This is a genomic window from Mycobacteriales bacterium (assembly GCA_036497565.1).
Lineage (GTDB): Bacteria > Actinomycetota > Actinomycetes > Mycobacteriales > QHCD01 > DASXJE01.
This window is the reverse complement of the sequence record DASXJE010000117.1, coordinates 26,990-52,473: the sequence shown is the minus strand read 5'-3', so window position 1 is coordinate 52,473 and position 25,484 is coordinate 26,990. Positions and strand designations below refer to the sequence as shown.

General features: G+C 71.7%; 23 protein-coding genes. 17 read left to right on the top strand and 6 right to left on the bottom strand.

Annotated elements, in window-relative coordinates; translation table 11 throughout:
• Positions 1-23: 23 nt before the first annotated feature.
• From VGH85_10450 to secA, 9 genes are all read left to right on the top strand, one after another.
• Positions 24-443 (top strand): MerR family transcriptional regulator, encoded by a 420-nt coding sequence (locus VGH85_10450; protein ID HEY2174217.1) that lies wholly within the window; start codon positions 24-26, stop codon positions 441-443.
• Complete coding sequence (ahcY, locus tag VGH85_10445; protein HEY2174216.1) at positions 440-1,942, top strand: adenosylhomocysteinase; 1,503 nt, start codon at positions 440-442, stop codon at positions 1,940-1,942. The genes VGH85_10450 and ahcY (VGH85_10445) overlap by 4 nt, the downstream gene beginning before the upstream one ends.
• A 28-nt stretch (positions 1,943-1,970) precedes the next feature.
• Complete coding sequence (gene ahcY, locus VGH85_10440; protein ID HEY2174215.1) at positions 1,971-3,242, top strand: adenosylhomocysteinase; 1,272 nt, start codon at positions 1,971-1,973, stop codon at positions 3,240-3,242.
• A 78-nt stretch (positions 3,243-3,320) separates the two neighbouring features.
• The gene (mtrA, locus tag VGH85_10435; protein HEY2174214.1) at positions 3,321-3,998 is read left to right on the top strand and encodes an MtrAB system response regulator MtrA; all 678 of its coding nucleotides are present in this window, start codon (positions 3,321-3,323) and stop codon (positions 3,996-3,998) included.
• A gap of 7 nt (positions 3,999-4,005) precedes the next feature.
• Positions 4,006-5,691: an MtrAB system histidine kinase MtrB gene (gene mtrB / locus VGH85_10430; protein HEY2174213.1), complete on the top strand. Its 1,686-nt coding sequence runs from the start codon at positions 4,006-4,008 to the stop codon at positions 5,689-5,691.
• On the top strand, positions 5,688-7,394 hold the full coding sequence (locus VGH85_10425; protein ID HEY2174212.1) for an LpqB family beta-propeller domain-containing protein: 1,707 nt from the start codon (positions 5,688-5,690) through the stop codon (positions 7,392-7,394). Before mtrB ends, VGH85_10425 begins: the two co-directional genes overlap by 4 nt.
• A 72-nt stretch (positions 7,395-7,466) precedes the next feature.
• Positions 7,467-8,189, top strand: coding sequence for a phosphoribosyltransferase family protein (locus VGH85_10420; protein ID HEY2174211.1), 723 nt, complete (start codon positions 7,467-7,469; stop codon positions 8,187-8,189).
• A 104-nt stretch (positions 8,190-8,293) separates the two neighbouring features.
• On the top strand, positions 8,294-9,031 hold the full coding sequence (gene raiA, locus VGH85_10415; protein ID HEY2174210.1) for a ribosome-associated translation inhibitor RaiA: 738 nt from the start codon (positions 8,294-8,296) through the stop codon (positions 9,029-9,031).
• Positions 9,032-9,155: 124 nt separating this feature from the next.
• A complete protein-coding gene (gene secA / locus VGH85_10410; GenBank protein ID HEY2174209.1) occupies positions 9,156-12,035 on the top strand; it encodes a preprotein translocase subunit SecA in 2,880 nt (959 codons plus the stop codon).
• Between the two features lie 48 nt (positions 12,036-12,083).
• Here secA and VGH85_10405 read toward each other — a convergent pair whose 3' ends face one another.
• Positions 12,084-12,689, bottom strand: coding sequence for an Rv3235 family protein (locus VGH85_10405; GenBank protein HEY2174208.1), 606 nt, complete (start codon positions 12,687-12,689; stop codon positions 12,084-12,086).
• Positions 12,686-13,393 (bottom strand): hypothetical protein, encoded by a 708-nt coding sequence (locus VGH85_10400; protein ID HEY2174207.1) that lies wholly within the window; start codon positions 13,391-13,393, stop codon positions 12,686-12,688. Before VGH85_10400 ends, VGH85_10405 begins: the two co-directional genes overlap by 4 nt.
• Before the next feature lie 112 nt (positions 13,394-13,505).
• Here VGH85_10400 and VGH85_10395 point away from each other — a divergent pair, with 112 nt between their 5' ends.
• Together VGH85_10395 and VGH85_10390 are read left to right on the top strand one after the other, a co-directional pair.
• Positions 13,506-14,426, top strand: coding sequence for an alpha/beta hydrolase (locus tag VGH85_10395; GenBank protein ID HEY2174206.1), 921 nt, complete (start codon positions 13,506-13,508; stop codon positions 14,424-14,426).
• 8 nt (positions 14,427-14,434) lie between these two features.
• Complete coding sequence (locus tag VGH85_10390; GenBank protein ID HEY2174205.1) at positions 14,435-14,989, top strand: hypothetical protein; 555 nt, start codon at positions 14,435-14,437, stop codon at positions 14,987-14,989.
• Positions 14,990-15,008: 19 nt separating this feature from the next.
• Here the strand turns inward: VGH85_10390 and VGH85_10385 are convergent, their stop codons facing one another.
• Positions 15,009-15,248: a helix-turn-helix domain-containing protein gene (locus VGH85_10385; GenBank protein ID HEY2174204.1), complete on the bottom strand. Its 240-nt coding sequence runs from the start codon at positions 15,246-15,248 to the stop codon at positions 15,009-15,011.
• A gap of 160 nt (positions 15,249-15,408) precedes the next feature.
• On the opposite strand from VGH85_10385, the gene VGH85_10380 reads away from it, so the two are divergent.
• The 6 genes from VGH85_10380 (at position 15,409) to pruA (ending at position 21,897) form a co-directional block, all read left to right on the top strand.
• On the top strand, positions 15,409-16,047 hold the full coding sequence (locus VGH85_10380; GenBank protein ID HEY2174203.1) for an SAF domain-containing protein: 639 nt from the start codon (positions 15,409-15,411) through the stop codon (positions 16,045-16,047).
• Positions 16,044-17,294: a hypothetical protein gene (locus tag VGH85_10375; protein HEY2174202.1), complete on the top strand. Its 1,251-nt coding sequence runs from the start codon at positions 16,044-16,046 to the stop codon at positions 17,292-17,294. The genes VGH85_10380 and VGH85_10375 overlap by 4 nt, the downstream gene beginning before the upstream one ends.
• Before the next feature lie 91 nt (positions 17,295-17,385).
• Complete coding sequence (locus tag VGH85_10370; protein ID HEY2174201.1) at positions 17,386-18,777, top strand: wax ester/triacylglycerol synthase family O-acyltransferase; 1,392 nt, start codon at positions 17,386-17,388, stop codon at positions 18,775-18,777.
• Positions 18,774-19,739 carry a patatin-like phospholipase family protein gene (locus tag VGH85_10365; protein ID HEY2174200.1) on the top strand — a complete coding sequence of 322 codons (966 nt, stop codon included), beginning with the start codon at positions 18,774-18,776 and terminating at the stop codon, positions 19,737-19,739. The genes VGH85_10370 and VGH85_10365 overlap by 4 nt, the downstream gene beginning before the upstream one ends.
• 56 nt (positions 19,740-19,795) lie before the next feature.
• A complete protein-coding gene (locus VGH85_10360) occupies positions 19,796-20,233 on the top strand; it encodes a hypothetical protein (GenBank protein HEY2174199.1) in 438 nt (145 codons plus the stop codon).
• A 35-nt stretch (positions 20,234-20,268) separates the two neighbouring features.
• Positions 20,269-21,897 (top strand): L-glutamate gamma-semialdehyde dehydrogenase, encoded by a 1,629-nt coding sequence (gene pruA / locus VGH85_10355; GenBank protein ID HEY2174198.1) that lies wholly within the window; start codon positions 20,269-20,271, stop codon positions 21,895-21,897.
• Positions 21,898-21,910: 13 nt separating this feature from the next.
• Here pruA and VGH85_10350 read toward each other — a convergent pair whose 3' ends face one another.
• From VGH85_10350 to VGH85_10340, 3 genes are all read right to left on the bottom strand, one after another.
• Positions 21,911-24,289: a glycosyl hydrolase family 65 protein gene (locus tag VGH85_10350; protein HEY2174197.1), complete on the bottom strand. Its 2,379-nt coding sequence runs from the start codon at positions 24,287-24,289 to the stop codon at positions 21,911-21,913.
• Entirely contained in the window at positions 24,289-25,035 is a 747-nt protein-coding gene (locus VGH85_10345; GenBank protein HEY2174196.1) for a beta-phosphoglucomutase family hydrolase, read from the bottom strand. The genes VGH85_10350 and VGH85_10345 overlap by 1 nt, the downstream gene beginning before the upstream one ends.
• Positions 25,036-25,109: 74 nt before the next feature.
• Positions 25,110-25,448, bottom strand: a complete 339-nt coding sequence (locus tag VGH85_10340) for a cupin domain-containing protein (protein ID HEY2174195.1) — start codon at positions 25,446-25,448, stop codon at positions 25,110-25,112.
• Between the last annotated feature and the right edge of the window lie 36 nt (positions 25,449-25,484).

Here is a 25,484-nt window from a genome sequence, read left to right as displayed (position 1 = left end):
CGACCGTGGTAACGTCCGGGGCGATGGATACCCTCACGATCCACGAAGCGGCGGAGACGACCGGGTGGTCGGCGCGCATGCTGCGCTACATCGAGGCCATCGGGCTGGTCGAGGCGTCCCGGTCGGCGGCCGGCTACCGCCTGTACGGCCCGGCCCAGCTGCAGCGGCTTCGTACGCTGCGCGAGCTGCTCGCCGATCACGACCTCGGCCTCGGCGACGTCGGGTTCGCCCGCAGGCTGCGCGCCGACGCCGAACTGCACGACGCCGTGGACGGATGGCTGTCGGCCACTCCCGAGCGGCCCGACGACGTCTCGCCGCCGGACTGGCTGCGCTTCGAGCAGGACAAGCACCAACGGTTGATCGCCGAGATCCGCGCCGACGGCCCGGCACCGGCCGACCGCCCCGCCGCGCCCCTCATCACACCTGTCAGGGAGTCCGCATGACCACCACAACATCCACGGGAACATCCACGGGCACATCCACCGGGGCAAAGCCGCGCCGTCTGCAGGCCGACGACGTGAAGGTCGCCGACCTCTCCCTCGCGGCGTACGGCCGCCGGGAGATCGAGCTCGCCGAGCACGAGATGCCCGGTCTGATGGCCGTACGGCGGGAGTTCGCCGCCGCGCAGCCACTGGCCGGCGCCCGCATCACCGGCTCGCTGCACATGACGGTGCAGACCGCGGTGCTCATCGAGACGCTCGTCGCCCTCGGCGCCGAAGTGCGCTGGTGCAGCTGCAACATCTTCTCCACCCAGGACCACGCCGCCGCGGCGGTCGCGGTGGGGCCGGACGGCACCCCCGACGACCTGCGTGGCGTCCCCGTCTTCGCCTGGAAGGGCGAGTCGCTCGAGGAGTACTGGTGGTGCACCGAGCGGGCCCTGACCTGGCCCGAGGCCGCCGGCCCGAACATGATCCTCGACGACGGGGGCGACGCGACGCTGCTGGTGCACCAGGGCGTCGAGTTCGAGCGGGCCGGTGTGGTGCCGGCCCCGGAGTCGGCCGAGTCCGAGGAGCAGGCCGTCGTCCTCGCCACGCTGGGCCGGTCGCTCGCGGCCGACCCCGGTCGCTGGACCCGGGCCGCCGCCGAGATCCGCGGCGTCACCGAGGAGACGACCACCGGCGTACACCGGCTCTATCAGATGCAGCAGGCCGGCGAGCTGCTCTTCCCGGCCATCAACGTCAACGACTCGGTGACCAAGAGCAAGTTCGACAACAAGTACGGCTGCCGGCACTCGCTCATCGACGGCATCAACCGGGCCACCGACGTGCTGATCGGCGGCAAGGTCGCGGTCATCTTCGGCTACGGCGACGTCGGCAAGGGCTGCGCCGAATCGCTGCGCGGCCAGGGCGCCCGGGTGATCGTCACCGAGATCGACCCGATCTGCGCGCTGCAGGCGGCGATGGACGGATTCCAGGTCGCCACCCTCGACGACGTCGTCGAGAGCGCCGACATCTTCGTCACGGCCACCGGTAACCGCGACATCATCACCGCGGACGCGATGTCGCGGATGAAGCACCAGGCGATCGTCGGCAACATCGGCCACTTCGACAACGAGATCGACATGGCCGGCGTCGCGAAGATCGCGGGCATCGAGCGGGTCACCATCAAGCCCCAGGTCGACAAGTGGATCTTCCCCGACGGGCACGCGGTGATCGTGCTGAGCGAGGGACGGCTGCTCAACCTCGGCAACGCCACCGGGCACCCGAGCTTCGTGATGAGCAACTCGTTCACCAACCAGACCATCGCGCAGATCGAGCTGTTCACCAAGCCCGGTGACTACGAGAAGCGGGTCTACGTGCTGCCCAAGCACCTCGACGAGAAGGTCGCCCGGCTGCACCTCGACGCGCTCGGCGTGAAGCTCACGACGCTGTCCAAGGGACAGGCCGACTACATCGGCGTACCCGTGGATGGCCCGTACAAGCCGGACCACTACCGCTACTGACCGGCCGACTCCCGCTCGCGGCCCGGCGATGAAGGTGGCACCGCCGTACGACGTCACCGACCTCGGCCTGGCCGCGGCCGGGCGGGGCCGGATCGACTGGGCCGACCGGGACATGCCGGTGCTGCGCGGGATCCGGGAGCGGTTCGCGGCCGAGCGCCCGTTGTCCGGGCTGACCGTCGCGGCGTGCATGCACGTCACGGCCGAGACCGCCAACCTGATGCGCACCCTGGTCGCGGGCGGTGCACAGGTCGCCCTGGCGGCGTCCAACCCGCTGTCGACGCAGGACGACACGGCCGCCGCACTGGTCGCCGATCACGGCGTCGCCGTATTCGCGCGGGCCGGCGTCGACCTGCCCGAGTACTACCGGCACATCGGCGCTGTACTCGACCGGGAGCCCGACCTCGTGCTCGACGACGCCTGCGACCTGGTCAGCACCCTGCACGCCGAGCGGACCGATCTGCTCGACCGGGTCCGGGCGGGCTGCGAGCAGACCACCACCGGGCTGCTGCGGTTGCGGGCGATGGCGCGCGCCGGCGCGCTGCGGATCCCGATGATCGCGGTCAACGACACCGGGACCAAACAGCTCTTCGACAACACCTACGGCACCGGGCAATCGGTGCTCGACGCGATCTTCCGCGCCACGAACATGCTGCTGGCCGGCCGCACCGTCGTCGTCGCCGGCTACGGATCGTGCGGGCGCGGCGTCGCCAGCCGGGCCACCGGGCTCGGCGCCTCCGTGGTGGTCACCGAGATCGACCCGGTCCGGGCTCTCGACGCCACCATGAACGGATACCGGGTCATGCCGATGGCCGCCGCGGCTCCGATCGGCGACGTGTTCATCACCGTGACCGGCAACCGGGACGTCGTCGTCGAGCCGCACCTGAAGGCGATGAAGGACGGGGCGGTCCTGGTCAATGCCGGCCACTTCGACGTCGAGATCGACGTCCGCTGGCTGGCCGAGCACGCGGCCCGGGTCCGCCGCCAGGTCCGTCCGCACACCGACGAATACGTGCTCGCCGACGGCCGCCGGCTCCTGCTGCTCGCCGAGGGACGGGTCGCCAACCTCGGGGCCGCGGAGGGCCACCCGGCGGCGGTCATGGACATGTCCTTCGCCGACCAGGCGCTGACCACCGCGTGGCTCGTCCGGCACCATGCCGAATTGCCGCCCGGCGTGTACGACGTCCCCGCGGCGGTCGACGACGAGGTCGCCCGGCGGAAGCTCACCTCGATGGGCCTCGCGATCGACCGGCTGAGCGAGGTTCAGACCGGATATCTGGACTCCTGGGAGCACGGCAGTTGACGGCCCCCAAGCCCGTCGGGAACCGCGCCGCGCCCGCGCGGGTCCCGGTTTGCGGTCGGGAGGTGCCACGATAGGGCTATGAGGGGACGTGTGCTGGTGGTCGACGACGACCCGGCGCTCGCCGAGATGCTTGGCATCGTGCTGCGCAGCGAAGGGTTCGACGCCTCCTTCGTCGGCGACGGCGGTGCCGCTCTGGCCGCCTTCCACGAGATGCGTCCGGATGTCGTCCTGCTCGACCTGATGCTGCCCGGTATGAGCGGGATAGACGTGTGCCGGGCGATCCGGACCGAATCCGGCGTACCCATCGTCATGCTCACGGCCAAATCCGACACCGTCGACATCGTGCTGGGCCTCGAGTCCGGTGCCGACGACTACGTCGTCAAGCCGTTCAAGCCGAAGGAACTCGTCGCCCGGGTCCGGGCCCGGCTGCGTCGCAACGACGACGAACCGGTCGAGTCGCTGGCGATCGGCGATCTGACCATCGACGTCTCCGGGCACTCGGTGAGCCGCGCCGGTGCGCTGATCAGCCTGACCCCGCTGGAGTTCGACCTGCTGCTCGCCCTGGCCCGTAAGCCGCGGCAGGTCTTCACCCGCGAGGTCCTGCTCGAACAGGTGTGGGGCTATCGGCACGCGGCCGACACCCGGCTGGTCAATGTCCACGTCCAGCGGCTGCGGTCGAAGATCGAACGCGATCCGGAGAATCCCCGCATCGTGCTGACCGTGCGCGGCGTCGGCTACAAGGCCGGGTCCCCGTAGTTCCGTGATGACCGCCCTTGCACGCGTCCGCGCCGTCGTTGGGCCACCGGCGGCCTGGTTGCGCTCCCGGTGGCGGCACTCGCTGCAGGTGCGGGTGGCAGCCACGACCGCGCTGGTCTCCGGCATCGTCGTCCTGATCATCGGCATCGTGCTGCTCGGGCAGATCAGCGCCGGTCTGCTCGACGCCAAACGGCACGCGGCACTGGCCGAGGCCGACGACGGGCTCCGGGTGTCGACCGCTCAGATGTCGGTGATCACCGCGTCCGGCGCGGACACGGTCCGCAACGCGCTGAACAACCTGGTCGCCAACCTCTCCGGCAAGGGCAGCAACGCGGGCCTGTTCGACGTCGTGATCCTGCCCCAGGCCGTAGGGCAGGAGCCGGTCGTCTCCGGCAACGTCGACCCGACGACGGTCCCCGACCGGCTGCGCCGGTTGGTCTCCCAGTCCAAGCAGAGCTATGAATTCGGCCCGATCCGGCACGAGGGCGGTCAGTCCAGCCCGGGTCTGATCATCGGTGAGCCGGTGACCAGCCCGGTGGGCACCTTCGGGCTCTACTACCTCTTTCCGCTGCAGACCGAGCAGCGCACGCTCGCGCTGGTGCAGCGGACCGTCGTCGTCGCCGGCCTGGTCCTCGTGCTGCTGGTCGCCGCGATCGCCGTGCTGGTGACCCGGCAGGTGGTCCGGCCGGTGCGGTCGGCCGCCGCCACCGCCGAGCGGCTGTCGGCCGGTCACCTGGCCGAACGGATGCCGGTGCGCGGGGAGGACGACCTGGCCCGGCTCGCCACGTCGTTCAACCACATGGCGCAGAGCCTGCAGCAGCAGATCACCCAGCTCGAGGACCTGTCCCGGCTGCAGCGACGGTTCACCAGTGACGTGTCGCACGAACTGCGGACGCCGCTGACCACCGTGCGGATGGCCGCCGACCTGCTCTACGCCGCCCGCGACGGATTCCCGACCGGGGTGGCCCGCTCGGCCGAGCTCCTGCAGGCCGAGCTCGACCGGTTCGAGGCACTGCTCGTCGACCTGCTGGAGATCAGCCGGCACGACGCCCGCGCGGTCGAGCTCGACGCCGAGCCGGTGGACCTGCGGCTCCTCGTCGACCGGGCGGTCGACGGCGTCGCCCCGATCGCCGCCCGGGCCGGGAGCGACCTCGTGGTCCGGACGCCCAACGCCCCGGTGGTCGCCGAGATCGACCCCCGGCGGATCGAGCGGATCCTGCGCAACCTGCTCGGCAACGCGCTGGAGCACGGGGACGGGCTACCGGTCGAGGTGGCGCTCGCCGGAAACGCCGACGCCGTCGCCGTGACCGTGCGCGACCACGGCGTCGGCCTGACCCAGAGCGAGGCCGCGCTGGTCTTCAACCGGTTCTGGCGGGCCGACCCCTCCCGCAACCGGCGTACCGGCGGCACCGGGCTCGGGCTCGCCATCAGCCTCGAGGACGCCCGGCTGCACAACGGGTGGCTCAACGTGTGGGGCCGCTCCGGGCACGGGGCGCAGTTCCGGCTGACCGTCCCGACCCGGGCCGGCGACGTACTGAGCTGGTCGCCGCTTCCGCTCGAACCGCCGGACGCCCGGGCGTTGGCGGCCGACGACGGGACGGTCGCCGACGATCCCGCGGTCGCCGAGCACCCGCCCGGCGCAGCGGGCGGGCCGTCACCGACCGACGCGACGCGGGTGGCGGGGCAGTCATGAGGGCCTCCCGGGTGTGCCTGGCGCTGTGTTCGGCGGTCGCCGTACTCGTGGTCACCGCCTGCGCGAGTGTCCCGGAGACCTCCGCGCCGATCAGCGTGCGCAAGGTGCACGCGGGCCTCGCGCTCGAGCAGGGGCCGAATGTGCGTTCGGTACCCAGTCCGCCCCGGCGGGGCATGGGCCCCAGCGAGATCGTGCAGGGCTTCCTCGACGCCACCTCCGGCGGCGATCCCCAGCACGACGTCGCCCGCAAATACCTCACGCCGCGCGCGGCGACGTCCTGGGATGACGGCGCCGGCGCCACCGTCTACGACGGCAACCAGGTCTACGTCAACCCGTCCCGGGACGGCAGCAGGGTCGCGCTGTCGGTGCGCCGGGTGGCCACGGTGGGCACCGACGGTTCCTACACCGCGGAGCCGGGTCGGTTGCGGCTGACGCTCTCGTTACGCAAGATCGACGGTCAGTGGCGGGTCGGCAGCCCGCCGCCCGGAGTGTTCGTCACCTCCAGCGACTTCGCCCGCAACTACCAGCGGGTCAACCTCTACTTCCTCGGCCCGCAGCACGACGTCGTCGTTCCCGACCCGCGCTACTTCTCGGTGCCGGCCGGCTCGCTGGCCAACCGGATGGTGGCGGCCCTGCTCGCCGGCCCGTCGTCCTGGCTGTCGCCCGCGGTCCGCACCGCAGTGCCGTCCGGGGTCACCCTGCGCCGCAACATCGTCCAGTCGTCGCCGGTGATCACGGTGGACCTGTCCGGGCTCGGGTCGATGACGTCGGGCCAGCTCATGGGAATGTCGGCCCAGATCGTGTGGACGCTTGACCAGCTCAATTCCGACCCGGTGCAGATCCTCGCCGACGGCCAGCCGCTGACCGTTCCCGGCGTCGGGATCGAACAGCAACAGTCGGACTGGCAGAGCTTCGACCCGGACGCGCTGCCGACGAGTGCCTCCGCCTACTTCCTCGCCGACGGTGCGGTCTGGACGCAGGACGGGCGGATCGACGGCCCGGCCGGGACCGGCGCCTACGGCCTGTCCTCGGTCGCCGTCGGGTTGAACCGCGGGATGCTCGCCGGGGTCAACATCCGCACCGGCAGCGAGCACCTCTTCGTCGGCCCGCTCGGCGGGTCACTGACCGATCGACTGCATGCCACGACGCTCACCCCACCCACCTGGGAGCGGGACTCCAGCGCGGTCTGGACAGTGCGCGACGGGGTCGACCTCGTCAGCGTCCCGGTCCACGGCGCCGCGCAGGTCGTGGCCGCGCCCGAGCTCGCCCGTTACGCCCCGATCACCCAACTGCAGTTGTCGCGGGACGGCACCCGGGTCGCCCTCATCGGCCGCGGCCGGCTCTACGTCGGCCGGGTGTCGACGCAGTCCGGTACGACGACGGTCGACGGCCTACGACCGGCCGGAGCCGACCTCTCCGAGGCGACGGACGTGTCCTGGGCGTCGGCCACCGAGCTCGCGGCGCTGGCCCCCAACGCGAGTTCGGCCCGGGTGCCGTGGCAGATCCAGATGGACGGCTCCGCCGAGGCCGCCCAGAGCACCGCCGGGCTGCCCGGCCCGCCGACGGCGGTCGCGGCCGCCCCCGAGCACCTCACGTTGGTCTCCTCCGCCGGCAGTATGTGGCTCCTGGCCGACCGGTCCTGGAACCAGCTGCTGCGCAACAACCAGCTGATCTACGCGGTGGCGCCGACCTATCCGGGGTGAGGGTGCCGTCCTTGTCCACAGATCCGGGCGGGTCATCGCGGCCCGGGCGTTCGGGCAGCCACGATCGGGTGCGTGCTCGCCGACCTGCTCGACCTCGTCTTTCCGGTCGGCTGCGGCGGCTGCGGGCGGCCGGGCCCGGCGTGGTGCGGGTCGTGCGCCGGCCTGCTCGACCGCCCGATGCCGCACCGGCCGCGCCCGAGCCCGCCGGGGATGCCGCCGCTGTGGGTGGCTGGTCGCTACGAGGGTGAGGTCCGGTCCGCGCTGCTCGCCTACAAGGAGCGCGGCCGCCGGGAGCTGGCCGGCCCGTTCGGCGCCGCACTAGCCGGGGCGGTGCGCCGAACCTGCCCGACCGGACCAGGCGGCACGGAACTGGTCCTGATCCCGGTGCCGTCCCGCCGGTCGGTGGCGCGGGCCCGGGGCGGTGATCACGTACGGCGACTGGCGCGTCACGCCGCGACGGCGCTATCGGTCGACGGGCTCGCGGTCGTGGTCGTCACCGCTCTCCGGGTGCGGGGCAGACCGCGTGATTCGGCCGGGTTGTCGGCCGCGGCCCGCTCGGCCAACCTCGCCGGCGTCCTCACTGTGGCATCGGGCACCGCCGCGTGCAGCGGGCGCACCGTCGTCGTCGTCGACGATCTGGTCACCACCGGCGCGACACTCGTCGAAGCCGCGCGCGCTCTGCGCGACGCGAAGATCGACATCACTGCTTGCGCTGCGGTTGCCGCGACGCCCCGTCGACCACAATCCTTGCGCCGGGACCGGCAAAGGGTGTCCGGCGAGCCGCAACCCGACTAGCGTCGGAGATGACGAAGGACACCGGAAGGGAGCCGATTCTCCGACAGGAACGCCCCGGCGTCGCCGGGGGAGATCAGTACCGGGAGGTCTGTGTGGACATTGTCGTGAGGGGCCGAAACGTCGAGGTTCCAGAGCATTATCGGCAGTTTGTCGCGGAGAAGCTGGGCCGGATCGAACGCTATGACCACAAGGTGATCCGGGTCGACGTCGAACTCCAGCACGAACGCAATCCACGCCAGTCCAGTGCGTGCCAGAACGTCCAGATCACCTGCAAATCGCGCGGCCCGGTCGTCCGCTCCGAGGCCTGCGCCCACGACTTCTATTCCGCTCTCGAGGCCGCGGTGAGCAAGCTCGAGGCACGTCTGCGCCGCGCGGCCGACCGCCGCCGGGTGCACTACGGTCACCACCGGCCACCCTCGGTGTCCGACGCGGTCGATCGGGTCGACGCGGCGCCGGCCGAGGTGCTCGACGCCACCAGCGCCGCCATGGTCGGAGCGAACGCCGAGGCGGCGGACCGGCCCGCCGGCGACGAAGCCGATGCCGTCGATGGCGACTTCGGCGATGGCGACCAGGACGACGGCTCGCCCGGCCGGATCGTCCGTCAGAAGCAGCACAGCGCGGCGCCGATGACCGTCGACCAGGCCCTGTTCGCGATGGAACTCGTCGGGCACGACTTCTATCTCTTCGCCGACGCGACGACCGGTCTCGCCAGCGTCGTCTATCGCCGTAAGGGCTTCGCGTACGGCGTCATCCGGCTCACCGACACCATGGCTGCGCCGGTCAACGGCGCGGCGCCCCAGGCGGCCGTCGCGGCCGCCGAGTACGCCGTACGCTCCTCGTAGCGTCCGTTCGGGGGACCGGGCCCGGGGTCACCCACGCGCCGCAGGGGCCCGTGGGTTGCCTCGGAGCCGGGGGTCGGCGCCTACCATGGGACGAGCCGACCTCTGAGGAGTGGGAAGTCACACCGTGGTACTTGCGAAGATCCTGCGTGCCGGCGAGGGCAAGCTGCTACGGCGGCTGGCCCGCATCTCCGAGCACGTCAATTCCCTCGAGCCCGACTACGTCGACCTGACCGACGAGGAGCTGCGGGAGCAGACCGACCAGTTCCGGGCCCGCTTCGCCGAGGGCGAGACCCTCGACGAGCTGCTGCCCGAGGCCTTCGCGGTGGTCCGGGAGGCCAGCAAGCGCACCCTCGGCCAACGGCACTTCGACGTCCAGATCATGGGCGGTGCCGCGCTGCACCTCGGAAACGTCGCCGAGATGAAGACCGGCGAGGGCAAGACGCTGGTGTCCACCCTCCCGGTCTACCTCAACGCGCTGGCCGGCAAGGGCGTGCACCTGGTCACGACCAACGACTACCTCGCCAAGCGCGACTCCGAGTGGATGGGCCGGGTGCACCGGTTCCTCGGGCTCACGGTCGGCGTCATTCTCGCCAACGAGACCCCCGAACACCGGCTCACGCAGTACAACTGCGACATCACCTACGGCACCAACAACGAGTTCGGCTTCGACTACCTGCGCGACAACATGGCCTGGGACGCCTCGGAGCTGGTGCAGCGCGGCCACAACTTCGCGGTGGTCGACGAGGTCGACTCGATCCTGATCGACGAGGCCCGGACCCCGCTGATCATCAGCGGCCCGGCCGAGCAGAGCGCCCGCTGGTACACCGAGTTCGCCCGGATCGCCCCGATGCTCACCCGCGACATCGACTACGAGGTCGAAGAGGGCAAGCGGACCGTCGCGATCAGCGAGGCCGGCGTGGAGAAGGTCGAGGACCAGCTCGGCATCGACAACCTCTACGAGGCGGTCAACACCCCGCTCGTCGGTTACCTCAACAACGCGCTGAAGGCGAAGGAGCTCTACAAGCGGGACCGGGACTACGTCGTGGCGAGCGGCGAGGTGCTGATCGTCGACGAGTTCACCGGCCGCGTGCTGCAGGGCCGCCGCTACAACGAGGGGATGCACCAGGCCATCGAGGCCAAGGAGGGGGTGGAGATCAAGGAGGAGAATCAGACCCTCGCGACGATCACCCTCCAGAACTACTTCCGGCTCTACGACAAGCTCGCCGGGATGACCGGTACGGCGATGACCGAGGCCGCCGAGCTGCAGCAGACCTACAAGCTCGGGGTCATCCCGATCCCCACCAACATGCCGATGGTCCGGGCCGACGAGACCGACGTCGTCTACAAGAGCGAAGAGGCCAAGTTCGACGCCGTCGTCGACGACATCGCCAAGCGCAACGCCGCCGGCCAGCCGATGCTCGTCGGCACGGCGAGCGTGGAGAAGTCCGAGTTGCTCTCCGGGCTGCTGGTACGCCGCGGCATCCCGCACGAGGTGCTCAACGCGAAGTTCCACGAGAAGGAAGCGGCGATCGTCGCGCAGGCCGGCCGCAAGGGATCGGTCACCGTGGCGACCAACATGGCCGGTCGCGGCACCGACATCATGCTCGGCGGAAACCCGGAGTTCGCCGCCGACCTCCAGCTGCGCCAGCGGGGGATCACCCCGGCGGAGAGCCCGGAGGAGTACGAGGCCGCCTGGCCGGCCGCGCTGGAGAAGTCGTCGGCGGCGACCGCCAACGAGCACGACGAGGTCGTCGAGCTCGGCGGCCTCTACGTACTCGGCACCGAGCGGCACGAGTCCCGGCGTATCGACAACCAGCTGCGAGGCCGGTCCGGGCGCCAGGGCGACCCCGGCGAGTCCCGGTTCTACCTGTCACTCGGCGACGACCTGATGCGCCGCTTCAACGCCACGACCGTCGAAGCGATCATGACCCGCCTCAACATCCCCGATGACCAGCCGATCGAGGCCAAGATGGTCAGCCGGGCGATCCGCTCGGCGCAGACCCAGGTCGAGCAGCAGAACTTCGAGATCCGCAAGAACGTCCTGAAGTACGACGAGGTCATGAACCGCCAGCGTGAGGTCATCTACGCCGAGCGCCGCCGGGTCCTCAACGGAGCCGACCTGCACGAGCAGGTGCAACACATGATCGACGACGTCGTGACCGCCTACATCTCCGGAGCGACGGCCGAGGGTTACCCCGAGGACTGGGATCTCGACCAGCTCTGGACCGCGTTGAAGACGCTCTATCCCGCCACGGTCACCGTCGACGACGTCGTCGTGCAGGCCGGCGGCGAGCTGAGCGGGCTCTCCGTCGAGTTGCTGCTCGAGGAGGTCAAGGCCGACGCGCACGCGGCGTACGACGCCCGCGAGGAAACGCTCGGCTCAGAGGTCATGCGCGAGCTCGAGCGCAAGGTCGTGCTGTCCGTGCTGGACCGCAAGTGGCGCGAGCACCTCTACGAGATGGACTACATGCAGGAGGGCATCGGCCTGCGGGCGATGGCCCAACGCGACCCGCTGGTGGAGTACAAGCGCGAGGGCTTCGAGATGTTCTCCGCGATGCTCGACGGGATCAAGGAAGAGTCGGTCGGCTACCTGTTCAACGTCGACGTGCAGGTCGATCCCCAGCAGGTGTCCGACCCGTCCGAGGCCGGCGTCACCGTGATCGCGAACAACGAGCCGACCGGCGAGATCTCGGGTGCGACCGCGACCGCCAAGCCGGACCCGTCCGTCGACGGGAACGGTGCCGCCGGTCGCGGTGCCCACCGCGATCCCGAGCCGGTCTCCGCCGGTCCGGCGATCAGCGCCAAGGGGCTCGCGGCGCCCGGTGCGCGGGCGGACGGGCTGCAGTATTCGGCGCCGACGCTCGACAGCGAGCAGGCGGAGCAGGAGGCCGAGTCGGCCAACACCACCACCGTCACCGGCAGCGGACCGTCCCGCAACGCGCCGTGCCCCTGCGGGTCGGGCAAGAAGTACAAGCGCTGTCACGGGGCACCGACGGCGGGCTGACCGCGGCGGCCAGCCCAGTTGGTCAGGCCAGTTGGTCGGCCCAATTGGTCAGCCCAGCTGTAACGCGACGCAGCGCCACCGCCCGTCCACGCCTTCGAGCCGGGCGGCCGCGGCGCGGGCCCGATCCCCGTGCCGGATGACCGCGCACACCTCGGCCACTCCGTCCGCGGGTTCGCTGACGTGCACGGAGAGCACGGTCGGGGTGGCTGATGCGGCGTCGTTCCGGCGGGAGCGCAGGGCGCGGGACAGGTCCGCGAACACGGCCGGGCTGGTCCATTGCTGGAGTTGGGTGGCCGGGCGCCGGCCGGCCAGCGCCTCGACCGAGGCCTGCAGGAAGCGATGGGCCACCGGTCGCGGATCGGGCAGGTCCTTACGCCGGGTCGGCTGCGGACCCCAGAACTGCTGCCCGAGCCGGGTCCGGCGCGGAGCCGCCTCGGCGACCGGGCGTTGCGGCGACGGCAGGTCGTCGAACGGCAATGGCTGGGGACCTGAGAGCAGCGTGAGATGCGGTCGGTCGTCGTCGTCGAGCGGATCGTAGGGCGGCTCGAGCGCCGGCACGGGTCGCACCCGCGGCCCGATCGTCGGCCGCGGGGCACCCGGGACTAGGTCGGCGGGCTCCGCGGCGGAGATCTCGGTGAACGCGGCGACCGTCATCGCTGCTCCATTCGGTCGGGTCGGTGCGGCTCGGGGGACAGCAGCCGCTGGCCGGGGTGGATCAGGTCCGGATCCGGCCCGATGACGCTGCGGTTCGCGGCGTACCAGCGCTGCCATTCGGCGGCGATCTGGGCGTTCGTCGCGCCCGGGCCCAGTTGGGTGGCGGCGAGGTCCCACAGACACTCGCCGGGAGCAACGGTCACCGTGCGGCGGGCCGGCGCCGCGGCGGTCGCCGGTCCGACCGGCCAGTCGACGTCGATGCGGGCGGTGGCCCGGCCCGGCAGCGCGAGGCTGGACGAGACGGTGACGGCCCGGTCCGGGCGGCCGCCCGGCACGTGCCCCGAGTCGGCCGCCGCCGACGCGCCGCCGGTCGCGACGGACAGCCCGAGGGCGAGCACGGTCGCCTGGCGCAGGGTCGCCGGGACCAGGCGGCCGGAGACCGCCCGCGCGATCGTCCCGAGGAGTCCCGGAAGAGAACCCGCCGCGGTGGCCGAGACCGCGAGGAGCAGCCAGCCGAGGATCAGCCAGCAGGTCACCGCGACGAGGGTGATCGCGGCCCGATCGGGTCCGACCCGGTCGAGGTAACCCTGCGGGTGGGCCAGCATCGGCCCGAGCGTGCGCGGGTCCGGGCTCACCCACGCCACCAGGAGCACGAGCCCCGCGAGGAGCACACCCGCACCGGTCGTCCGCGCCCATCGCGTCATGGCCACCTACCTTCGTTTGCGTGCGTTTGCTTTGTATAGCCTCCATGTACCTGCGGTCAAGGGGAGTAGATTTTCGGTGGAGTACGTCGTCGCGGGTCGACATACTCGGGCGATGCAGCGTCGGGAGATCGTGGTGCCGCGACCGGATTGCGAGCTCGCCGGGAGCATCTGGCTCCCGGACCGGGAGCCCGAGGCGCCGCTGGTCGTCATGCATCCGGGCTCCGGCCCCAGCGACCGCGACAACGACACGCTCTTCCCGCCGATCCGGGAGCGGTTTCTCGCCACCGGGTGGGCGGTGGCGTCGTTCGACAAGCGGGGGGTCGGCGGCTCGACCGGGGCGTGGACCGACGCCGACATCGTGGGCCAGGCGCAGGACGCGGTGGCCTGCGTCGCGGCCTGCCGGGGCGCGATCGGGGCATCGTCGGCCGGACTGTTCGGGCACAGCCAGGGTGGCTGGGTCGTGCTGGAGGCCGCGGCGCGCGGCGCGGCGGTGGGCTTCGTGATCACCAACTCCGGGCCCGGTGTCAGCCCGCGCGAGCAGGAGATGTTCGCCACCCGCCAGGGGCTGCAGGGCCGCAGCGCCGCCGACGTCGACACCGGGCTCGCCGCCATGACGGAGCTGTTCGACCTCGCGGCGGCCCGGACACCGTGGCCGCAGGTAGCGGCGTGGATGGCCGATTCCGCCCGGGCCGAAGCGATGCGGATCCTGGCCGACATCGGCGCATTCGTGCCCGCCGACGCCGCGCTGTGGGGGTTGACCGCCGCCCTGATCGACCACGACCCGCGCGCGGCGATGCGACTGCTGACCGTGCCGATCCTCACCGTCTTCGGCGCGAACGACACGGCGGTCCCGGTCGAGGCCAGCGTGGACTCCTACCGGCGCCACGTCCGCCCGGACCTGCTCACCGTGGCCGTGCTCGAGGGCGGCGACCATCGACTCGAGACGCCGGACGCCACCGGCTTCGCCCCGGGCTACCTGAGCCTGCTCGCCGACTACGTGGGTAGCCGTTCGCGGCAGCCGTCGCCGAGCTAGGCCGGCTCGTGCGATGGGAGCGGCTCTTCGCCGACCTCGAGGCGCAGGCCGCGGCGGCCGATGCCGCGGAGCTGGCGGGCGAGGTGGTCGAACGCACCCGCACCGAGGTGGCCGCGCTGCGACTCGTCGACCGGCTGCGCGCCGCCGTCGGGCATCCGGTGCGGTTGTCCTGCCGGGGCGGTGAGCAGGTGGTCGGCGTCCTGGAGCGGACCGGCCCGGACTGGGCGCTGGTGGCGGAGCGGCCGGACCGCGAGGCGCTGGTGCCGCTCGCGGCGGTGACCAGCATCGCCGGGCTTGACGCCCTGTCCGCCATACCCGGCAGCGAGGGCCGGGTCGCGGCCCGCCTCGGTCTCGCCTATGCGCTGCGTGGTGTCGCCCGCGACCGGTCCAGCACGGTCGTCACCCTCGTCGACGCGACCCGGATCGCGGGAACCCTCGACCGGGTGGGCGCGGACTTCGTCGAGATCGCGGAGCACGCGGCCGGCGAGGCGCGCCGGGCCCGGGCGGTGCGGCAGGTGCGCACGGTCCCCATGGCCGCCCTCGCGGTGGTCCGGGCGTCGTGATCAGTCCTGGGGCACCGGATCAGTCCTGGGGAACCGGCTCGTCGCGGCCGAGCGGGTGCCCCTGGACGAAATCCCGCGTCTCGGTGTACATCCGGGCGATGTAGGACTCGAGCTGATCGCGCTCGACCCGCCACTGGCCGCGGCCCCCGATCTTGATCGCGGGCAAATCGCCGCTGCGCACCAGCGCGTAGGTCTGCGACGCGGAGATGTTGAGCACCTCGGCGACGTCGCTGAGGGTGAGAAACCGGTCAACGGGCATCGCGAACAGTGTGGCACCTGCGCCGCTGCCGCTGCCGACGCCGTCCACAGCCGCCTGTGGACACCGAATGGTGTCCCCGGCCGGCGTTTGGCACCATCACCCAGTCAGTGGCGGAGGCGGCACCACCGGCGTCCTCGACTCCGACGTGTTGGGAGAGACCGTGCCGGAACCACGATCGCCGGCCGCGCGCCGTCTCCGCACCCCGTCCTGGGTGAACCTCCGGATGCTGATCGGGGTGCTCCTCGTCCTCGTCGCGGTCGCCGTCGGGGCCCGGGTGGTTGCCGGCGCCGACAAGTCGGTCACGATCTGGGGCCTCTCCCACGACGTCGCGTCGGGAACGGCACTGACCGCCGGGGACCTGCGTCCGGTGCGGGTCCGGCTCTACGCCGACGCCCCGCGTTACCTGTCCACGGCGGTCTCCCCGGCGGGTCAGGTCACCAACCGGGATCTGAGTGGCGGCGACTTCCTGCCGCGGTCGGCGCTCGGTCCGGTGCCGGACGGTGTGCTGGTCCCGCTCCCGGTCGACCCGAGCGTTCTGCCGCCGGGGCTGTCCCGCGGTGACCGTATCGACGTCTACGCCGGCCCCGCGTCCGCCGGTGATCCGCACGGAACGACCCGCCCGGTGCTGCAGGGAGCACCGGTGCAGGCCGTCTCCGGCGGCCGGTCGGGCCTGTCGGCCGGGAGCGACAAGGTGCAACTGACGGTGCGGGTGCACCGCGACCAGGAGTCGGCCCTGATCGCCGCGGTCGCCGGGAGCACCCTCTACGTCACCCAGCATGTGGGCGGGTCGGGCCGGTGAGCGTCCCGGTCCTGACCGCGGTCACCGGCGCCCGCTGGGAGGCGGATCTGGTCGGGGAGCTCGACCGCGCCGACTACGGCGTCTCGGTGGTCCGGCGCTGTGTCGACCTCGCCGACCTGCTCGCCGCGGCCGCCGCGGGCACCGCCCGGGCCGCACTGCTCGCGGCCGACCTGCGTCGCCTCGACCGCGATGCGGTGACCCGGCTCGCCGCGGCAGGGGTGGCGGTGGTGGGGCTGGTCAACCCCGGTGACGAGGTGGCCGAGAGCCGGCTCGCCGCGCTCGGCGTACCGGCGGTGCTGGCGGCTGACGCGGGTGCTGCTGCGATCTCCGCGGCGGTGCTGTCGGCGGTGGCCGGGCTCGGCACCGAGGCCGCCCGCCGGGTGGTCTCCGATCCGCATGGCGCGGCGCCGCACCTGGGGACCCCGGGTGTCGCGTCGCCGGCGCCGGGCGGCGACGGCACGGTCGTCGCCGTCTGGGGCCCGACCGGTGCGCCGGGACGCACCACCGTCGCCGTCGGGCTCGCCGACGAGGCGGCCCGGCTCGGCGTACCGACCCTGCTCGTCGACGGCGACGTCTACGGCGGGGTGGTCGCCCAGGTCCTCGGCCTGCTCGACGAATCGCCCGGGTTGGCCGCCGCCGCCCGCCACGCCGCCGCCGGCACCCTCGACGTCACCTCGCTCGCCGATCTCGCGCTCGCCGTCGGCCCGTCGTTGCGGGTCCTGACCGGCATCGCCCGGGCCGACCGGTGGCCGGAGCTTCGGCCCGGCTCGATCGAGGCGGTGCTCGACGTCGCCCGCAGCCTGGTGCCGTTCACCGTCGTCGACTGCGGCTTCTGTGTGGAGCAGGACGAGGAGATCGCCTACGACACGATGGCCCCGCGACGCAACGGCGCGACGATTGCGGCGCTGGCCGCGGCGGACGTGGTGCTCTGCGTCGGCGGAGCCGACCCGGTCGGGCTGGCGCGCCTGGTGCGCTGCCTCGGCGAGCTCGCCGACGTGCTTCCCGACCTGACCCCGCGGGTCGTCGTCAACCGGGTCCGGAAGGCGGCGATACCGGGTGATCCGCGGCGCGAGATCGGTGCCGCCCTGCAGCGCCATACCGGCGTCGGCGAACCGGTCTTCCTCCCCGCCGACGCCGCGGCGGTCGATTCCGCGCTCGGTCTCGGCAAGACGCTGGCAGAGGTCGCCCCGAGGAGTCGGCTGCGGCGTGGGCTGGTCGACCTCGCCCGGACGCTCGCCGTGGCCTGACGGTTCGCCGCGTATCGCCGGGCTCGCATGCCGGCAGGTCCGACGTGGCAGCATGAAAGGGTCAGGCCCGCGCCAGGGAGGTGCTGCCGAGGTGGCCGATCGGTTGAGCGCACTGGACGTCTCGTTCCTCTACGCCGAGGAACCGACGACGCCGATGCACGTGGGCGGGGTCGCGGTGTTCGAGCCGCCCTCCCGCGGCTTCGACTACGACCACCTCGTCCGGTTGATCGAACGTCGGATCGCGCTGGTGCCCCGGTACCGGCAGAAGGTGGTCGGCGTACCCGGTCATCTGGGCAACCCCGTGTGGGTCGACGATTCCGGCTTCGACATCGGCTACCACGTACGGCGCAGTGCGCTGCCCCGGCCGGGCTCCGACCTGCAGTTGGCCGAACTCGTGTCGCGGCTGATGTCGCGTCCGCTGGACCGCAGCCGGCCGCTCTGGGAGATGTACTGCGTCGAAGGTGTGCACGACGGCCGGATCGCCCTCATCAGCAAGACCCACCACGCCATGGTCGACGGCGTCAGCGCGGTCGATCTGACGCAGGTGATCCTCGACCCGACGCCGCAGCCGCGTGAGGTGCCGGAAGAGCTGTGGATGCCGCGGCCGGCGCCCGGACCGGTCGAACTCGTCCTCGACGCCGTCGCCGACCTCGCCGGCCGGCCGTCCGCCGCGCTGGACACCGTGCGGATGGGCATCCGTGACGTGCAACACACCGCCGAGACGATCCTCGGCGCGATCGGGGGACTCGCGGCCGCCGCCCGCACCGCCGCGCGTCCGGCGCAGGACAGCCCGTTCAACGTCCCGATCGGCGCGCAGCGCCGGTTCGCGGTCGCCCGCACCGAGCTCGACGACTACAAGCGGGTCCGCAAGCAGCACGGCGGCACCGTCAACGATGTCGTGCTCGCCACGGTGGCGGGGGCGTTGCGGGGATTCCTGATGACCCGCGGTGAGCCGGTGACGAGCGCCTCGGAGATCCGGGCGATGGTTCCGGTGTCGGTGCGCACCGACACCGGCCAGGGCGCGACGGGCAACCGGATCCTGTCGTACTTCGTCGATCTCCCGGTGGGGGAGCCCGACCCGCTCGTCCGGTTGTCCCGGGTGAGCTACGCGATGAAGGCGCACAAGGAAGCCGGCCAGTCGGTGGGCGCCGACGCGTTGATCCGGTTGTCCGGATTCGCCCCGCCGACCTTGCACGCGATGGGCGCCCGGGCCGCGAGCAGCCTGTCGCGCCGGCTGTTCAACGTCGTCGTAACCAACGTCCCCGGCCCGCAGATGCCCCTGTACGCCGGTGGTGCCAGGATGCTCGAGGTGTTCCCCGTCGTCCCGCTGGCCAAGGGTCAGGCCGTGTCGATCGGGCTCACGTCCTACGACGGCGGCGTCTACTACGGGCTCAACGCCGACCGCGACGCGATGAGCGACGTCGGCATCCTCGCGTCGCTGATCGAGGAGTCCCTGGCCGAACTGGTGGGTCTGCTCCCGTGAGTGAAGGGGCGAGCCGCCGGGGCCTGGTGCTCGGCGCCGGCGGCGTGTTGGGCTTCACCTGGACGGTCGCGGCGTTGCACGCCTTCGAACAGTTCGTCGGCGTCGACGCGCGCAGCGTCGAGATCTGCGTCGGGACCTCCGCCGGCTCGGTCGCGGCCGCGCTGCTGAGCCACGGGGTGTCGGTCGACGCCATGCTCCGCCATCAGCGCGGGGCCTCCCGGTCCGACGACCCGTTCATCAGCTGGGACTACGACGGCGACTCCGGTGGGTCGTTGCCGCCGCGGCCCGGGTTCGCGCTCGGGTCGCCGCGGCTCATCACGCAGGTGGTGCGGCACCCGCGCCGGATCCCGGCCGCCGCGGCGTTGTCCGGCCTGCTGCCGCGGGGACGGGGCACGCTCGAGCCGGTCCGCCGGATGGTCGACGATCTGGCCGGCGACGGCCCGTGGCCGCGGCAGCCGCGCCCGTGGATCGTCGCCTTCGACTACGACGCCGGCCGCCGGGTGGCGTTCGGCCGGGACGGCGCGCCGGTCTCGCCGCTCGCCGACGCGGTCACCGCCTCCTGCGCCATCCCCGGCTGGTACGCGCCGGTGGCGATCGACGACCGGCGCTACATCGACGGCGGGGTGTGTTCGCCCACCTCGCTCGATCTGCTGGCCGGTCTGGGCCTCGACGAGGTGGTCGTTCTCGCGCCGCTGATCTCGTTCGCCTTCGACCGGCCACGGTCGGCGGTGGCCCGGGTCGAACGCGGCTGGCGGCGCGGGCAGACCCGCCGGCTGCTGCACGAGGCGGAGAAGGTGCGCGCCGCCGGCACCGAGGTGACGATGCTCGGCCCCGGCCCGGAGGACCTCACGGCGATCGGATCCAACCTGATGAACCCGAAACGACGCGGCCAGGTGCTCGACACCGCCCTGCGCACCTGCTTTGCGGCGCTGACCGCCCTACCGGCGGAGGCGCGCCGGTGAGGGTCTACCTCCCCGCGACGGTGCCTGCCCTGCGCGCGCTGCTGGACAGCGGAACGATGGGATCCGCGCCGCTGACGGCGTTTGCGGTCACCCCGGCGCTGCGCGAGTGGTACGTCGACGAGGACGCCGAGTCGCTCGAATACGCCGCGCTGCTCGCCGCCGCTCGGGCCGCGTTGCGGCTGCTCGACGACGACCCGGCCGCGCCCCGCCGCCGCGTGGTCGTCGTGGCGGACGTTCCCGACGCGGACGTCACGCCCCGACCGGATCTGGACCGGGCCGTGGTGCGGCTCGGTCAGCCGGTCGTCATGGATCAGGTCGTCGCCGCCCACCTCGACGACGCCGCGGCGGAGGACACCGTGGCGAAGGCCGCGCGGTCGGTCCTCGACGCCGACCTCGGCAGCGCCGATGCGCAGTTCGTGGTGGACGGCGCCGAGGGCTACGACCTGGGGTGGTACGCCACCCAGGAACTTGGTCCGCTGGTCGAACTACTCTGATCTACCAGGTCCGTCGTCGTACCGGGGAGCACGCCATGGATGCCGTCACCGTCCCACCCACGCCGGTCAACGAGCCGATCCGCAGCTATCCACCGGGCAGCGGTGACCGCGCCCAGATCGAGGCCCGGCTCAAGGAGATGGGCCACGAGCAGGTCGAGCTGACGATGACGATCGGCGGGCAGCAGCGGCCCGGCGGCGGCGCTCCCGTCGCCGTGGTGCAGCCGCACCGGCATGCCGGTGTGCTCGGCACCCTGCACAACGCCACCCCGCAGGACGTGCGCGACGCGGTCGTCGCGGCGAAGGCCGCCGCCCCGGCCTGGCGGGCGATGCCGTTCGACGAGCGGGCCGCCGTACTGCTGCGGGCCGCGGACCTGCTCGCCGGCCCGTGGCGCGACACGATCAATGCGGCGACGATGCTCGGGCAGAGCAAGTCCGTCTTTCAGGCCGAGATCGACGCGGTCGCCGAGATGGCCGACTTCTTCCGCTTCAACGTGCATTTTGCGCGCCGCATCCTCGCCGAGCAGCCGCAGTCGGCGGCGGGGACGTGGAACCGCTTCGACCACCGGCCGCTCGAAGGGTTCGTGCTGGCGATCACCCCGTTCAACTTCACCTCGATCGCCGGCAACCTGCCGACGGCACCCGCGCTGATGGGGGTGCCGGTGCTGTGGAAGCCCTCGCCGACGCAGCAACTGGCGGCCCACTACACGATGCGGTTGCTGGAGGCGGCCGGTCTGCCGCCGGGCGTCATCAACATGGTGACCGGTGACGGGGCCGCGGTCAGCGACGTTGCGCTCGTCGACCCAGATCTCGCCGGCATCCATTTCACCGGCTCCACGGCGACGTTCCAGCACCTGTGGTCGACGGTCGGCACGAACATTGCGTCGTACCGCACCTATCCGCGGCTGGTCGGGGAGACGGGGGGCAAGGACTTCGTGATCGCCCACCCCTCCGCGCCGATCGCGCCGCTCACGACCGCGCTGGTGCGGGGTGCCTTCGAATACCAGGGGCAGAAGTGTTCAGCCGCGTCCCGGGCCTACGTCCCGCGGTCGCTGTGGGACTCCGGTCTGCGCGACGCACTTGCCGAGACGACCGACAGCCTGCGCTACGGCGACATCGCCGACTTCACCAACTTCGGCGGCGCGGTGATCGACCGGCGGGCGTTCGACAAGCATGCGGCGGTGCTCGATGCGGCGCGCACCGACCCGGCCTGCGAGATCCTGGCCGGCGGTTCGTACGACGACTCGGAGGGCTACTTCGTCGCTCCCACGGTCATCGTCTGCTCCGATCCCGACCACGAGATGTTCCGGCGGGAGTTCTTCGGGCCGATCCTGACGGTCTTCGTCTACGACGACGGCGACTGGTCGCGGGTGCTCGCCCAGGCCGCCGACGCCGCGCCGTACGCCCTGACCGGAGCGGTGTTCGCGACCGATCGGGCGGCGGTGCTGGAAGCGGAGACGGCGCTGCGCTTCTCGGCCGGCAACTTCTACGTCAACGACAAGCCCACCGGAGCGGTGGTCGGGCAGCAGCCGTTCGGCGGTGCCCGCGCGAGCGGCACCAACGACAAGGCCGGGTCGATCCTCAACCTGCTGCGCTGGGTCTCCCCGCGCACGATCAAGGAGACGTTCGTCCCGCCCACGGACCACCGCTACCCGCACATGGGCTGACGGGCCCACCTACTTATTCGGTAGGGCCGATGGGACGACGGAAGCCGTCGGCGTGCCGGCGGGCCGGTGCCCGCCCGGGCGGTTGGGTCGGCGTCGGTCGGTTCGGTGGCGGGGGGATCGGGCGCACGAGTCGTTCCCGTGCGGGTACGACGACCGTCTCGCCGTGGTGGATGATGGTCATCGGATTTCCGTCGCCGACCCGGTAGGTCGCCGACTCGTGGGTGACCTCGACCCGCAGCCGTTGCCCGCGCAGGTAGACGTTGAACGCGAGTCGGCTCAGGCCGTCCGGCAATCTCGGCGCGAACCGGATGGTGTCGCCCTTCTGCCGCATGCCACCGAGCCCGACGACGAGCGCGATCCACGCTCCGGCCAGCGACGCGATGTGCAGACCGTCCTGGGTGTTGTGCTCGAGGTCGTCGAGGTCGATGAGCGCCGCCTCACCGAGGTAGTCGTGCGCCAGGTCGAGATGGCCGACCTCCGCGGCCATCACCGCCTGGCAGCAGGCCGACAGCGACGAGTCGCGCACCGTCAGCCGCTCGTAGTAGGCGAAGTTGCGGGCCTTCTCTTCGTCGGTGAAGGCGTCGCCGCGCAGTTGCATCGCGAGGACCAGGTCGGCCTGCTTGACCACCTGCTTGCGATAGAGGTCGAAGTAGGGAAAATGCAGCAGCAGCGGGTACTGCTCGGGTTTGGTGTTGGCGAAGTCCCACTCCTGGTGCCGGGTGAAGCCCGCCGCCTGCGGGTGGACGCCGAGCGCTTCGTCGTAGGGGATCAGGGTCGCCTCGGCCGCGTCCCGCCACGAAGCCATCTCCTCGGCGTCGATACCGAGTTCCAACGCCTTTCCCGGGTGCCGGGCGGCGGCGTCGGCGGCCGCCCGCAGGTTCTGCTGCGCCATCAGGTTGGTGTAGACGTTGTTGTCGGCGATGGCGCTGTACTCATCGGGCCCGGTGACACCGTCGAGGCGGAACCGCCCCTGTGGGTCGTGGTGGCCGAGGGAGCGCCAGAGCCGCGCGGTCTGCGCGAGCAGCTCGACGCCGACGGACTCCTCGAAGTCGCGATCGGCGGTGGCGTCGACATAGCGGACCACGGCGTCGGCGATGTCGGCTCCGACGTGGAATGCCGCCGTACCCGCCGGCCAGTATCCGGAGCATTCCTCACCTCGGATGGTGCGCCACGGGAAGGCCGCTCCCTCCAACCCGAGCTGGCGGGCCCGTTCCAGTGCGAGCGGCAGGGTGGCGTGCCGCCAGCGCAGTGCGTGCGCCGCCGCGTCGGGAACGGTGAAGATGAGCACCGGCAGCACATAGGTCTCGGTGTCCCAGAAGCAGTGTCCGTCGTACCCGGGACCGGTGAGACCCTTCGCGGGGATCGACCTGCCCTCGGCACGCGCTCCCGCCTGCAGCACGTGGAACAACGCGAACCGGACGGCCTGCTGCACCTCCGCGTCGCCGTCGAGTTCGACGTCGGAGTGGTCCCAGAACTCGTCGAGGTAGGTGCGTTGCTCGGCGAGCAGTCCCTCCCACCCGGTCTGCCGGGCGCCGACGAGGGCCGCGCCGACCTGGTCGCGCACCCCGGGTAGCGAGCGGGTGGCCGACCAGCCGTAGGTGACGAACTTGATGATCCGCAGCTTCTGGCCGGGTTGCAGCGTCGTCGTCATCGTCACCCGGCCGACGTCGGGTGAGCTCTCGGACTCGACGTGTACGTCGGCCGGCTCGGTGACGATGTGGTCCATCGCGGCGGCCATCCGCAGTTCGCTGCGGGACGTGCGGTGGACCAGCTCCACCCGGGCGTTGCGCGCCCCGTGTTGCTCGGAACGTAATGGGGGAGCGAGGGTGGTGGACCGGCGTGGGTCGTTCCCGAACGACGGCAGCTGTTCGTTGGCGACCAGCTCGGACTGCACCACGATGCGCGCCGGGCCGTCGATCGGTTCGACCTCGTAACTGATCGCCGCGACCGACCGTTGCACGAAGGAGACCATGCGGTCGGAGGTGACCCGGACCGTGCGACCGGCCGGCGACTGCCACTCGGCCTGGCGGTGCAGCACCCCGGTTCGGAAGTCGAGGATGCGCTCGTGGCTGCGGAGTTCGCCGTACCGGATGTCGAACGGCTCGTCGTCGACGAGGAGCCGGATCAGCTTCCCGTTGGTGACGTTGATGATGGTCTGGCCGGACTCCGGATAGCCGTAGCCGGCCTCGGCGTACGGGAGTCCGCGCAGCTCGAACACGCCGTTGAGATAGGAGCCGGGCAGCCCGTGCGGCTCGCCCTCGTCGAGGTTGCCACGCCAGCCGATATGTCCATTGGACAGGGCGAAGACCGACTCGGTCTGCGAGAGCACCTCCAGGTCCGGGCCGGTGACCCGAAGGCACCACGGCTCGACGGCGAAACCCGGGTGGGCGATCACGACGGCTCGTCGAGGAGCTCGGCGAGGTCCTTGACGACGCGGTCGGCGCCATGGGTCCGCAGCGCCTGGGCCTGCCCCACCCGGTCGACGCCGATGACGATTCCGAAGCCGCCGGCCCGGCCGGCCTCGACGCCGGCGAGCGCGTCCTCGAAGACCGCTGCGTCGGCGGGTGGTACGCCGAGCGCCCGGGCACCGGCGAGAAAGGTATCCGGAGCGGGCTTCCCCTTCAGCGACTCGCGGGTCGCGACCACGCCGTCGATCCGGGCCTCGAACAGATCGTCGATACCCGCGGCCACAAGGACATCGCGGCAATTGGCGCTCGACGACACGACCGCCCGATGGATGCCCGCCTTCGCCACCGCCTTCACGTAGCGCACCGAGCCGGGGAATGCTTCGACACCGCTCTCGCGGATCTTCTTGAGCAGCAGGGTGTTTTTGCGGTTGCCCAGGCCGTTCACCGTCTCCGCCGACGGTGGGTCGTCGGGATCACCCTCGGGCAGGCTGATCCCGCGCGCGGTGAGAAAGGATCGGACACCGTCGGCTCGGGGCTTTCCGTCGACGTAGCGGTCGTAGTCGTCGGCGATGTCGAACGGGACGAAGGGCTCGCCGGTGCGCTTCGCCCGTTCCTGCAGATATTCGTCGAAGGTCTGCTGCCAGGCTGCGGCGTGCACCTTCGCGGTCTGGGTCAGGACGCCGTCGAGATCGAACAGGCACGCTTTCACGTGATCCGGGAGACCCAGCACGCCACTGAGTCTAGGCGACCGGCGACCGTTCCTCGGTCGATAGGGCAGCCTCGACGAACTGGGTCGTGCAGCGACTAGGTGAGGAGCTGCTTCGCCACGGTGAGCAGTACGGCGGAATCCTCCAGCGCCAGCAGCGAATGCGCGGCCGGGGGAACGACCAGCAGGTCACCCTGACGGCCTTCCCACGACACCTCGCCGGAGCTGAGCCGGACCCGGCCGCGGAGGACGTGCACGGTCGCTTCGCCCGGGTTCTCGTGTTCCGCGAGCGACTTGCCCGCCTGTATGGCGATGACGGTCTGGCGCAGCACGTGTTCGTGGCCGCCGTAGACCGTGGTCGCGCTTCTGCCGCTCGATGCCTGCCCCGCTCTCGATGACTGTTCACGCACCAGGGCATCGAGCGAGAGCTTCTCCATGTGCGCAGCCTAGAGGAGACGGGGCGCTGCGGACCC